At 65.1% G+C, this 11742-nt stretch carries 10 protein-coding genes; 3 read left to right on the forward strand and 7 right to left on the reverse strand.

Annotated features, from left to right (window positions below; all coding sequences use genetic code 11):
• The first annotated feature begins 61 nt into the window (after positions 1–61).
• The 3 genes from nirD to BM341_RS03680 all read left to right on the forward strand — a co-directional run bounded on the left by nirD (position 62) and on the right by BM341_RS03680 (position 3273).
• Complete coding sequence (nirD, locus tag BM341_RS03670) at positions 62–427, forward strand: nitrite reductase small subunit NirD (protein WP_089793025.1); 366 nt, start codon at positions 62–64, stop codon at positions 425–427.
• Positions 428–503: 76 nt separating this feature from the next.
• Positions 504–1538: a patatin-like phospholipase family protein gene (locus tag BM341_RS03675; RefSeq protein WP_089793027.1), complete on the forward strand. Its 1035-nt coding sequence runs from the start codon at positions 504–506 to the stop codon at positions 1536–1538.
• 325 nt (positions 1539–1863) lie between these two features.
• Positions 1864–3273: a PhoH family protein gene (locus tag BM341_RS03680; protein ID WP_089793029.1), complete on the forward strand. Its 1410-nt coding sequence runs from the start codon at positions 1864–1866 to the stop codon at positions 3271–3273.
• A gap of 26 nt (positions 3274–3299) precedes the next feature.
• On the opposite strand, the gene BM341_RS03685 is transcribed toward BM341_RS03680, so the two are convergent.
• The 7 genes from BM341_RS03685 to gshA form a co-directional block, all read right to left on the reverse strand.
• Entirely contained in the window at positions 3300–5105 is a 1806-nt protein-coding gene (locus BM341_RS03685) for a complex I subunit 5 family protein (RefSeq protein ID WP_089793030.1), read from the reverse strand.
• Positions 5102–6607 (reverse strand): complex I subunit 5 family protein, encoded by a 1506-nt coding sequence (locus BM341_RS03690; RefSeq protein ID WP_089793033.1) that lies wholly within the window; start codon positions 6605–6607, stop codon positions 5102–5104. Before BM341_RS03690 ends, BM341_RS03685 begins: the two co-directional genes overlap by 4 nt.
• Complete coding sequence (locus BM341_RS03695; RefSeq protein ID WP_089793035.1) at positions 6604–8097, reverse strand: complex I subunit 5 family protein; 1494 nt, start codon at positions 8095–8097, stop codon at positions 6604–6606. The genes BM341_RS03690 and BM341_RS03695 overlap by 4 nt, the downstream gene beginning before the upstream one ends.
• Entirely contained in the window at positions 8094–8786 is a 693-nt protein-coding gene (locus BM341_RS03700; protein WP_245784146.1) for an NADH-quinone oxidoreductase subunit K, read from the reverse strand. The genes BM341_RS03695 and BM341_RS03700 overlap by 4 nt, the downstream gene beginning before the upstream one ends.
• Before the next feature lie 100 nt (positions 8787–8886).
• On the reverse strand, positions 8887–9384 hold the full coding sequence (gene rsd / locus BM341_RS03705) for a sigma D regulator (RefSeq protein ID WP_089793037.1): 498 nt from the start codon (positions 9382–9384) through the stop codon (positions 8887–8889).
• A 100-nt stretch (positions 9385–9484) separates the two neighbouring features.
• Positions 9485–10021 (reverse strand): disulfide bond formation protein B, encoded by a 537-nt coding sequence (locus BM341_RS03710; protein WP_089793039.1) that lies wholly within the window; start codon positions 10019–10021, stop codon positions 9485–9487.
• On the reverse strand, positions 10018–11628 hold the full coding sequence (gene gshA / locus BM341_RS03715; protein ID WP_089793431.1) for a glutamate--cysteine ligase: 1611 nt from the start codon (positions 11626–11628) through the stop codon (positions 10018–10020). The genes BM341_RS03710 and gshA overlap by 4 nt, the downstream gene beginning before the upstream one ends.
• Positions 11629–11742 lie beyond the last annotated feature (114 nt).

Below are 11742 nucleotides of genomic sequence, written 5' to 3' on the forward strand. Positions count from 1 at the left end.
CGCCGCGCGCCTAGCGCTTCATCTCGCTCGCCGATTTCCCGCCAACTATCAGGAAGCATTCATGAATACTGCTACCGCGGCTAAGCCCCAGACCTGGCAAGCCCTCTGCACCCGCGCCGACCTGGTGCCCTATTCCGGTGTTGCCGCCTGGGTGGAGTCCGCCGAAGGCCCCGTCCAGGCGGCCCTATTCTACCTTCCCGGTCATGAGCCGGAGCTCTATGCCATCGACCACCACGACCCCATCGCCGGGGCGAATGTCATCGCCCGCGGCATCGTCGGTGATCTCAAGGGCGAGGCCGTGGTGGCGTCACCGATCTACAAGCAGCACTTCCGGCTCGAGGACGGCCAGTGTCTGGAGAATCCCGGCCTGCGCCTGCGTACCTGGCCGCTGCGCCTTGACGGCGAAAAGGTACTGATACAGGCCTGAAGCTGGCCGCTGCCCGTCGCGACCTCTATGCTGATTGTCCTAATGCATTGCAGCAAATCGCGACCGAGGGTGTGGCATGACCGACAAGAAGCGCATCGACCTGGCGCTCCAGGGCGGCGGCGCCCATGGCGCCTTCACCTGGGGCGTCATGGACTGCCTGCTGGAAGACGAACGAATCGAGATCGAGGGCATCAGCGGCACCAGCGCCGGCGCCATGAACGGCGTGGTGATGGCCGACGCCCTGACACGTGGCGACGAATCCACCGCGCGCGAGGCGTTGAGCGGTTTCTGGCGTGCGGTCAGTCAGGCCGGCATGACGAGCCCCGTCAAGCGCACGCCGCTGGATATCCTGCGGGGCAAATGGAGCCTCGACACCTCACCCGGCTATATCGCCATGGATTTGATGAGCCGGCTGGTGTCGCCCTACCAGTTCAATCCGTTCAATTTCAATCCTCTGCGCCACATCGTCGACGACCATGTCGATTTCGCGCGGGTGCGCGCCTGCCAGGACCTGAAGCTGTTCGTCACCGCCACCAACGTGCGCAGCGGCAAGCAACGGGTCTTCACGCGGGAGGAGATGAGTCTCGATGCGGTCATGGCGTCGGCCTGCCTGCCGACCGTCTATCAGGCGGTGGAGATCGATGGCGAAGCTTACTGGGATGGTGGCTACACCGGCAATCCGGCGCTGTTTCCGTTGATGGAACATTGCGATTCGCGCGATATCGTCATCGTGCAGATCAACCCCATCTATCGCGAGGAACTGCCCACCAGCGCCGCGGCGATCATGAACCGTCTTAACGAGATCACCTTCAATGCCTCTTTGATCAAGGAGGTCCGCATGGTCGCCATGATGCAGCGCCGTCTCATCGACGCCGATCACGATATCGGCTGCTTCGCCGAGACGCTGTTTCATCGCATCAGCGCCGACGACACCGTGTCGGACCTGTCGGTCTCGAGCAAGCTCAACGCCGAGTGGGCCTTCCTCTGCTATCTGCGCGATCGCGGACGTGCGGCAACTGCCGACTGGCTCGACGCCCACTACGCGGACCTGGGAAACGTCTCCTCGCTGGACGTGGAGAGCGTCTATCGCGAAACCGAGACAGACCCGTAGCGCCCGGCGCGGAGTTCACCGCCCGGCGGGTTCCCGTAGCGTGGAAAAGATTTTTCCCGCATTGCTTTGCAGCATGACAAATCTGTGTCCATGCTAAGCACAGAGCCAGGTCAGGAGGTTTCCTGGCTCCCTTACGGTGTTGGTTCACAGGGATTGATGACCAACGTTTCCCCACCACAGGTTTGACCCAAAGAGGAGGTGAAGACCGCGCCGAGCCACGGCACCGTTGGAGCCCCTGTCACCTGCCTGACATCGCGCACTGACAGTGTCGAATACGAGACGCTTATGTGACGTCTCCGACGTGAAATTCAGGAGAGCTGCGCCGATGGTACGCATCGACAAGAAAGCCACCCGACTCTACGTGCTGGACACCAACGTTCTGATTCACGACCCCTCAGCCCTCTATCAATTCGACGAGCACGAAGTGGTCATCCCCATGACCGTTCTCGAAGAGCTCGACAAGCACAAGAACGGCATCCGCGAAATCGCCCGCACTGCCCGCCAGGTCAGCCGCACGCTGTCGGACCTGACTGCCAATGTCGACATCGATCAGATCCGCAACGGCATTCCCATCCAGCGCATGGCCGGCCCGGACGGTATGCTGCGCCTGCTCTGCTACCGAGACCTCGAACCCCTCGACCCGCTCGCGGACAGCCCCGACAATCGTATCCTTGCCGAGACCTGCCGGCTGCGCGACGAGCGCACCGACGCCTCGGTGATACTGGTCACCAAGGACATCAATCTCAGGGTCAAGGCCGCGGCCCTGGGCGTGCCGGTGGAGGACTACCTCAACGACCGGGTGTTCGATGACTCGGACGCCATGATCGACGGCGCACGCATCTACCCGGATGCCGGGCACGACGGCAGCGGGCTATGGGACAGCCTGAGGGTGGATGTGCGCGTCGAGCGCCAGGACCAGCGCGTCATCTACCGCCTCGCCGGCGACATCCCCCCCGAGTGGCACCTGGGCATGCTGGTGTCGGACAGCGACAACGGCGCGAGCTTCGAGGCCATCGTCCGCGACGTGGGGCCCAAGCATGCCCACCTGGAGCTGCTGACCAACTACCGGCACGGCGCCAGCGTCTGGGGCGTGCATGCCCACGACAGCCGGCAGAACTTCACGCTCAATCTGCTGATGGACGACGACATCGACCTGGTCACCATCGCCGGCAGTGCCGGCACCGGCAAGACCTTCATGACGCTGGCGGCCGCCTTTCAGCAGACGCTGGACAGCAAGCGCTTCGAGCGGATCGTCTTCACCCGCGCGCCGATCACCATGAGCGAGGACATCGGCTTCCTGCCGGGCACCGAGGAAGAAAAGATGTCGCCGTGGATGGGTGCCTTCCACGACAACATGGACAACCTGCTGCGCGACGAGGAAGGAGGCTCCAGCTGGGACAACGGCGCCACCCGCCAACTGCTCGGCTCCCGGGTGCAGATCCGCGCCCCCGGCTTCATGCGCGGACGTACACTCAACGACACCTTCCTGATCATCGACGAGGCCCAGAACTTCACGCCCAAACAGCTCAAGTCCCTGGTCACCCGCGCCGGGCGCAACACCAAGATCGTCTGCCTGGGCAATGTCGGGCAGATCGACACGCCCTACCTGACCGCCAATACCTGCGGCATGGCGGCGGTGGTGCAACGCTTTCGCAACTGGCCCTACGCCGGCCACGTCACCCTGAAAAGCGTCGAGCGCTCTCGACTGGCGCTGGCGGGAGAAGAGCTCCTCTAGCGCCCTCACTACTTCGCCCCGGCCGCTCAAGGGGCGGCCAGCATGATGATGGCCAGCAGCAGCGCGCTGGCCATCATCAATACCGCGCTGTGGCGTCCCAGCCACTGCTCGCCGCGGGCCAACACGCCAAGGCCGTCGATCAGCCAGCGCTCCAGCGCCTGCAGGCGCCTGACGACCGCCGCCACCGACATGCCGAGTCGTGACAGGCCATGCACCATTTTCGCCGATATCGCCCGATAGCCCCTTACCAACGGCCACCAGAGATCGCCCGGCGGCAGCGTCTCGATGATCCCGGGGAGACGCTGACGGGCCGCCAGCCCGATCGACACGGCCAGCGCTACGCCCAGTGCCGCCGGCCACCAGAGCCCGACGAGCTCACCGGGTGGCGGCCAGGCGGTCCGCCCCATGGGCAGCCACCACGGCAAGGTGGCCGCCGCCAGCAGACTGCCCAGCCAGGCCACCGGCATCGCACCGCTCAGTGGCATCAGGTCGTCGTGACGAGCCTGTCGCTCGGCCCGCCACTGCCGCCACAGCGCGCGGGCCATCAGCAGGGTCGTCCCCACCGCCGCCAGGCTGAGCCATAGCACCAGGTGCTTGTGATCGGCGTCGTAGAACACCGTCTTGTAGGCCCACTTGCTGGCGAGCCCCGAGCCCAGCACTCCCGCCAGTGACAACCCCGGCAGCACCAGCAGGATCCACAGCAGCCAGCTCGGCAAGCGGGGTGGGTGCTCACTGACCCCGACCCCCAGGAAGAGCGCGCCCTTGGTCAATCCATGATGACAGGCGAACAGGATCACGGCGGCCAACAGCGCCGGCCATCGGTCGGGAACGATCAACCCCATGGCCACCAGCGCCGTGAGCATGCCCATCTGGCTGACGCTTGAGTACGCCAGCACCGCCTTGGGCTGTGGCTGGCAGGCACCGTACAGCGCCGCGCCGAAGGCCGCCGCCAGGCCCGCCACCAGCATCACCCGGCCGAGCATGACGAAGGCCTCGCCCGCGCCGGCATGCCCTAGCGGCAAGGTCATCAGCCAGCCCAGCAGGCCGGCCTTGATCATCACACCGCTGAGCACGGCGCTGGCCGGCGTCGGTGCCACCGGATGGGCGAGCGGCAGCCACATGTGCAGCCCCACGACACCGGCCTTGACGCCGAAGCCGAGCCACAGGAGAGCGGCCATCCAGACGCCCTGCTCGGCCTCGACGAGCCCCTCGCGCAACGCATCGAGCATGGTTGTCTGAGCGCTGCCGGCGGCCCACAAGAGCCCAGCCAGGATCATGCCTTCTCCCATCACCGCCATGACCAGATAAGCAAGGCCGCCGGTCCGGGCATCACGCGTGCCGGCATGGACCACCAGGGCGTAGGCGGCGAAGGTCATCGTCGCAAAGCCCAGATAGAAGCTGGCGATATCCTCGGCGACGATCAACAGCAGGTTGCCGGCAAGGCACAGCGGCCAGAACAGCGCGAAATATTGTAGCCGTCGCCCCGCATCGTCGTCGCCGGCATTCTGTCGATGCTGCTCGCTCGCCAGGTAGCCGCATGCATACAGGCCGGAAAGGCCCCACATCACGACCGCCACGGCAAGCAGCGAACGGCGCGGGTCATCGAGCGACCAGACACCCCCGAGCAGCCACCATGACAACGTCAGCGAAGGCTCTGACCAGGGCAGCAAGAGGGCCAGCGCCGGCAGTGGCGCCGTGCACCACCAGCCGTCCAGCCAGACCCGCGACGGGCTCGATGACGTCACCCAGCCACGCAGCGGCACGCGCATCGCCAGCCATAGCGGCCAGAGCAGCGCGGCGGCGATCACGCCGGCAAACGGCAGGCCGCTCATAGCAAATACTCCTGCGAGGCGACGCGGGTCGCCCATTCCAGCGGGCTGAATGGCATGCTGGCCAGAAAGCCGGCCAGCAGGCTGAAGGCAGCGGTCGCCAGCGTCGGCCACAGCAGCCAGCCGCTGGTTTCCAGCCGCCCCAGCCGGCGCTCGTCCGGCCACTCGCCCTGGCCATGCGCCGGGCCCGGTCGAAACCATAGACGCTGCAGGATGGGCAGGAAATAGGCGGCATTGAGCAGGCTGCTGGCGGCCAGTACGGCGATCAACCAGGGCATGCCGGCCTCAACGGCGCCTAGGCCCAGGTACCATTTGCTGATGAAGCCCACCGTCGGCGGCAAGCCGATCATGCCCAGCGCCCCCACCGTGAAGGCGAGACTCGTCAGGGGCATGCGCCATCCCGCGCCGTCGAGTTCGTCGATGCGATGAATCCCCAGTTCTTCCGCGTAATTGCCGGCGCAGAAGAACAGGGTCGCCTTCATCAGTCCCTGGTGAAGCAGATGAGACAATGCGGCGACGGTCGACAGCGGGCCGAATAGCCCCACCCCGAGCACGATGTAGGAAACCTGGCTCACCGTCGAGAAGGCCAGCCGCGCCTTGAGCTCCTGCTGGGCCAGTGCGCGAAGCGAAGCGTAGAGGATGGTCAGCGCCGAGATGGCGACGAGCCCGTGCAATAGCCAAAGCTGGTAACTGAGCTCGATGCCATAGACGTCATAGACCAGCCGCACGATGCCGAAGGCACCGGCCTTGACCACCGCCACGGCATGCAGCAGGGCGCTGACGGGCGCCGGCGCCACCATGGCCCTGGGCAGCCAGCCATGCAGCGGCACCAGCGCGGTCTTGACGCCCAGACCCAGGATCATGACCACGAACAGGCCCACCAGGATCGGGTACCACTCGGCGCCCAGGTCGGCGAGGATTTCGCGCTCGCCGAAGCGGATATCGCCAGCCAGCACGTGCAAAGACACCACGCCCAGCAGCAGCGCCAGCCCCCCACTCAGCGTATAGCGCAGGTAGACGCTCCCTGCGGCCAGCGCCTTGCGCGTGCCCCGGTGGACAACCAGCGGGTAGGTCGAGAGCGTGAGCATCTCGTAGAAGATCAGGAAGGTAAAAAGGTTACCGGCGAGGCTGATCCCAAGCGTGCTGGCGACACACAGGCTGAAGAAGCCGAAGAAGCGCTTGCGATTGGGGGAGTCCTCCAGATAGCCGATCGCATAGAGCGTCGTGAACAGCCACAGCAGCGAGGAGAGCCCGGCGAACATGATGCCCAACGCATCGGCGCGCAGCACGAAGCTAACCCCTGCCGCCACCGGGAACTCGACGGCATACTCGAGCCCGCGATGCAGCCCCCAGATCATCCAGCCCACCAGGCCCAGCTTGATCAAGGCCGCGCCCAGGTTGAGCGAGGTCCGGGCCAGCCAGGCTCGCTCCGGCAACGCAAAGATCAGCGTTGCCGCCAGCAGCGAGGTCGCAAGCGTAGCGACCGGCAACCAGGCACCGCTCATGTCCTGCCTCCCCACGGCCACAGAAGCTCCAACGGCCAGTCGGCCACCAGCCCCAATGCCAGGGCCGCCAGCGCCAGCAGCAGGGCCATCATGTCCATCCCAAGCGGTAGGCGCCGGTACGTCAGATGCGGGGCCTGCTCGTCGAAGGAATGACGAAACATCCGGAAGAGGTAGGCAGCGGTCAGCATGGTCCCGAGGACCAGCACCCCTATCCACAGCCACTGCTCCCCGCGTATAGCCGCCTGCAACAGCAACCACTTGGCGGTGAAGCCGGCACTCGGCGGCAAGCCCATCAGCGTCACGGCGGCCAGGCCGAAGACCAGCAACGGCAGGGGCAAGCGCCGGCTGGTGCCGGCCAGCTCGACCAGCTTGCTGCGGCCGGTGGACAGCACCAGACTGCCCACGGCCATGAACATGGCGGCCTTGGCCAGTGCGTGACCGGCGAGGTGAAGCCAGGTGCCCCGCCAGGCCAGCGCGGCGACCGCCTCGCTGGTGCCGATCAACAACGGGAACGCCAGCATCAGGTAGCCGAGCTGACCGACCGTGGAGAAGGCCACCAGCTCTTTCAAGCCCTGAGCGCGCCAGGCCAGAATCCCACCCCACAGCACCGCCAGGCTGCCCAGGCCACCCAGTAACCATGCAGCGGCCATCTGCCCCGGCGCCAGCAGCAACCACAGCTTGAGCAGAATAACGAACGACGCCTTGATCACCAGCGCCGCATGGACCGCACTCACCGGTATCCAGGCCGCACCGTGCACCGGGGCAAGCCAGGCATGCAGCGGGAAGATGGAGGCCTTGAGCAGCAATCCCGCCGAGAGCAGTGCCACGGCGAGCGTGGTGACCGCGCCAGGCTCGGCCACCGCGGCCAGGCCCGCCAGGTCCAGCCGTCCCCAGGCACCCAGCAACAGCGACACGCCCAGCAGCCAGGCCAGCGAACCGACCAGCGCATAAAGCAGGTAGCGCATGCCGGCGGCCAGGGCTTCGGCCTCGCCGGGCAGCAGCATCAATGCCACGGCACAGAGCCCCATCAGCTCGAGCCCCACGTAGAGCGAGAGCAGGTCGGCGGCGATCCAGATCAAGGTCAGCCCGCTACTCAATCCCCCCAGCAGCGGCCATAGCCAGGCAGCGGGTCGTGATGGAAGCTCAGCCGTGCGGCAATACCCGACGGCAAAGACAGCGCTTGCCATCAGCACGGTTTGCGTTAGTAACAGCAGGAGGATGGCGAGACCGTCGAGATACCAGGTCAGCGTCAGCTCGCCGAGGGAAAGGCTGGCATGTCGTGGCCCCGATACCGCGATCGTAGCGACCAGCCAGCCGGTTGCGGCCATCACCGGCAGATAGGCTGCCGCTGCCGTCAGCATGCGATGCGGGGGGAAATACAGCGCCACCAGACCGAGCAGCAAAGGCCCCCACACTATCAGCCACACCACAGCCCACAGCGATGGCGTCAGATGCAGTGCCTCATCACCCAGGACGGCCAGGGCGTTCATTCCTTGCCTCCGGTCCCGCTGCCGAGTGCCAGGCGTCCGTCCAGAATGAAAAGGCGCCGGATCAGTGACGCCCCCAGCAACGAACCGAACAGTGCCACGATCAATCCCGTCAGGATCAGCGCCTGGGCTTCTATCCGCGGCCCGGCCACCTCCGCCAATACCAGAAAGATCCCGGAGCCCAGCACATTGAAGGCCAACAAGCGACGCAGCAGATGGCGATGCCGAACGAACCCCCAGAGCCCCAGCCCGATGATGGCTAGACCCACCAGGGCCAGGGGGCCGAGTACCGCAAGGGCTTCCGACAACCTCGTCCCCACGTCATCGACAAGCAGCAGACTGGCCGCAGCAGCCATGAACCACCAGGTAAGCGGCAGCAACCACGACCTCACGCCGGAAGGCGAGGCGCCTGGCAAGGTGTCGCGACGGGGAAGCCGATGATGCGCACCGAAGCCCAGCGCGAAAAAGAGACTGAACCCCGTCAACAGCGCCCCCAGCACGGCCTCCACCGCCGCCAGCCAAGGCGCCCGCAGTTGCCACCAGGTCAGCGCCATCAGCACAGCAAAGCAAACGAAACTGCGACAGGCACGCCGAAGGTAACGATCGACAAGGCAGGCCAGCGCCATGAGCAGCAGCAGAAGGGCAAGCATGACCTCCAGCGCCGCCGCCAAGGCTTCGGGAAGTATTGCCATGGAAAGCTTGACTCAGCCGGCGGAGCGAGGGCGCCGCCAGGCTAAGCGTCTGGCTCGACGTGATGAATACAGCAGCCTGGCGCCACGCCGGGAGGCTGGCTCATACCTGACGCTCTTCGGCCCGGGCTGCTTCGGGAGCGTGGGCAGCGTGCAGACGAGAAATCAACTGATCTTCGAGAGTGAAGCGCTCGGTCAGTCCCTTGGCCAGGCGATCGAGCCAAGCGGGAAGCCGTGCCAGATGCTGCTTGCAACGCACAGGGCTTGCATAGTCGGCATCGAAATCGAGCACCAACTCGGTCGACATCTCCAGCCGTTCAAGCAGTTTATCGGCCAGTAACAGGCCCTCGTGATCATCAAAGGCCTTCGACTCCTCGCGCAATTGCGGATAGACCTCGAAGTGACCGGCGCTGATGTAATCCATCAACAGCTCGCTGAAGGCATCGATGCGAGACTTGCTCACCGCTTCGAGCTCGATGTCGCAAGCTTGCTTGAGCTCCACGAAGTCCACCAGCAGCTCGCGCCGCTCGTCGAGCCAACGGTCGATCAGGCTGTGTACGCCACCCCAGCGTTCCAGTGCATTCTTGCAATCTTCCAGCATAGGAGACTCCCTGACTCCATGGGGGCCGGCAGCGATGCGCCACCCGACCGCACCTACACAGATTCACCCCTGCCAGGGGCGGTGTCAATCCTGCGGACGACTAGCCCTGCCAGCGATAGATATACGGCCTGACGACCACGCGAAGCAGCATGCCCAGGGGTGCCAGCATGAGCAGCAGGAAACCCAGCAGGGTCCAGCCCGGCAGCGAGATACCAAGCAGCATGAAATCGATCTCGGCGCACTCCCCGGAGCCGGTAAACACCGTGGCAAGCACTTCCTGCAGCGGCATGATCTCCATCATGTAGTCCAGGCCCGGGCCGCAGGTCGGCACCTCGTCCGCCGGCAGCGACTGCAGCCATAGGTGCCGTGACACGATACCGATACCGCCCAGCACGGCGGCCAGCGACAGGCTGCCATAGACGCCCGCGCCGAGGCGCCCTTTGGGGTTGTGAATGGCTGCCACGGCAAACACCAGAGCGGCCGACAGTACGGCAATACGCTGGAAGATACACAGCGGGCAGGGCTCGAACCCGCCGAGATGCTCGAGCCCCAGCGCCACCGCCATCATGACGATACAGAAAGCCAGGCCCGCCAGGCTCCACTGCCGAACCGAGACACGCGACAGGGTCGTCGTCATGAGGCCGCCTCATCGATCAGCCGGGCTTGCCGGGCGCGGTGGAAATAATCGGCGAGAAAATCATCGAAGGGCTCGAGGTCGGCGGTCTCGATATCCCGCTGCTGTTGATGGGAGGTGCGAGCGAGCTGGTCGAACAGTGCCTCTTGCGCACTTTCCATCGGTGTTTCACGCAAACTGGCGGCCTGCTCGGCGGCGAGTGACAGCATGTCATCGCTGAACTCCCCACCGCTTTCGCGTAACCGCGCGAGCAACTGCCCCGATGGGGTAAGCGAGGGGTCGCCGAGTCGCGGCGCCAGCGCTGCCAGTGCCGCCTGGTGCGGTGCGCCCTCTTCCAACAGGTCGAGCAGCGCGGCGACCTGGCCGAACTCGGCGAACATCTCGCCGCCCCAGTCGGCAATGGCGCGGAAATTGCCATGTTGCTCCAGACGCAGCTCGGGGTCACGGCCGCGCTCCACCACCCGACGACGGTTGTCGTCCAGTCGATCGCACTCCTCGTCGGGAATCCACGGGCTCTCCGACAGCAGGCACCACACCAGGAAGGTGTCCAGGAAACGGATCTGGGTCTCGTCGATGCCCAGCGTCAGCAAGGGGTTGAGGTCTAGACAGCGCACTTCGATGTATTCCACCCCGCGGGCCTCGAGTGCCTGGCTGGGCGTCTCGTTGTGGCGCGTCACCCGCTTGGGCCGGATATCGCTGTAGTACTCGTTCTCGATCTGCAGGATATTGGCATTGAGCTGATGCCAGCCGTCCGGCTCACGCACGCCCAAGGACTCGTAGGGCGGCCACGGCGTGGATATGGCGTGTCGCAGGGTGTTCACGTAATTGGAGAGCGAATTGAAGCAGATCTTGAGCTGCTCCTGAACCTTGTTCTGATAGCCCAGATCCGACATGCGCAGGCTGGTGGCATAGGAAGACACCAGCGTCTCGCTGCCATGGGGCTCGAGCTTGTCGGGGATATTGCCGCCGGACAGGAAGCTGCGATCCAGCGCCGGTGAAGCGCCGAACAGATAGAGCAACAGCCAGCTATGGCGTCGGAAGTTGCGAATCAGTCCGAAATAACGCGTCGAGCGGTACTCATTCAGCGGTGTTTCGCTCGCCCCATCGATTTCCTGGAGGCGGCGCCACAGATCGTCGGGAAGCGAGAAGTTGTAGTGCACGCCGGCGATTGACTGCATGATCCGCCCGTAGCGCACGTCGAGCCCCTTGCGATAGACGTGCTTCATAGTGCCTATGTTGGAGCCGCCGAAGTCGGCGATGGCCACGCTGTCGTTGCCGTTCAACCGTGACGGCATGCTGGCCGGCCAGATCAGCTCGTCACCCAGGTGGTGATAGCTGTATCGGTGCAGGTCGCCCAGGAACGCCATGGCGTCTCGTGGGCGACAGCTGACCGGCGTGATGTACTCCAGCAGCGCCTCGGCATAATCGGTCGTGATATGCGGGTGGGTGAGCTTGGAGCCCAGGGCGGCCGGATGCGGCGTGGAAGCGATGCGACCCGCCGGATCGACGCGCAGCCCCTCCTTCTCGATGCCGCGCCGCAAGCGACCGAACAATCCCTGTCGTGCCGACGCTTCGAGTCGCTCGATACGGGTGGCGAGAGAGTCTGACAAGATGAACACCCCATGTCGTGGAAGCCGCCAGTGGGCCGTGCTTCACGGTTCGCATTGGATACGCCCGTCCGGGGCGCCCGTAAAATCTCAGATTATGGTGCCGTCGAGCACCGA

The organism is Halomonas korlensis (assembly GCF_900116705.1).
GTDB lineage: Bacteria > Pseudomonadota > Gammaproteobacteria > Pseudomonadales > Halomonadaceae > Halomonas > Halomonas korlensis.

Excerpts from the sequence above, each read along its gene's own strand:
- nirD (WP_089793025.1), top strand. The coding sequence starts at position 62 with ATGAATACTGCTACCGCGGCTAAGCCCCAGACCTGGCAAGCCCTCTGC.
- BM341_RS03675 (WP_089793027.1), top strand. The coding sequence starts at position 504 with ATGACCGACAAGAAGCGCATCGACCTGGCGCTCCAGGGCGGCGGCGCC.
- BM341_RS03685 (WP_089793030.1), bottom strand. The coding sequence starts at position 5,105 with ATGAGCGGCCTGCCGTTTGCCGGCGTGATCGCCGCCGCGCTGCTCTGG.
- BM341_RS03680 (WP_089793029.1), top strand. The coding sequence starts at position 1,864 with ATGGTACGCATCGACAAGAAAGCCACCCGACTCTACGTGCTGGACACC.
- BM341_RS03710 (WP_089793039.1), bottom strand. The coding sequence starts at position 10,021 with ATGACGACGACCCTGTCGCGTGTCTCGGTTCGGCAGTGGAGCCTGGCG.
- BM341_RS03695 (WP_089793035.1), bottom strand. The coding sequence starts at position 8,097 with ATGAACGCCCTGGCCGTCCTGGGTGATGAGGCACTGCATCTGACGCCA.
- BM341_RS03700 (WP_245784146.1), bottom strand. The coding sequence starts at position 8,786 with ATGGCAATACTTCCCGAAGCCTTGGCGGCGGCGCTGGAGGTCATGCTT.
- BM341_RS03690 (WP_089793033.1), bottom strand. The coding sequence starts at position 6,607 with ATGAGCGGTGCCTGGTTGCCGGTCGCTACGCTTGCGACCTCGCTGCTG.
- rsd (WP_089793037.1), bottom strand. The coding sequence starts at position 9,384 with ATGCTGGAAGATTGCAAGAATGCACTGGAACGCTGGGGTGGCGTACAC.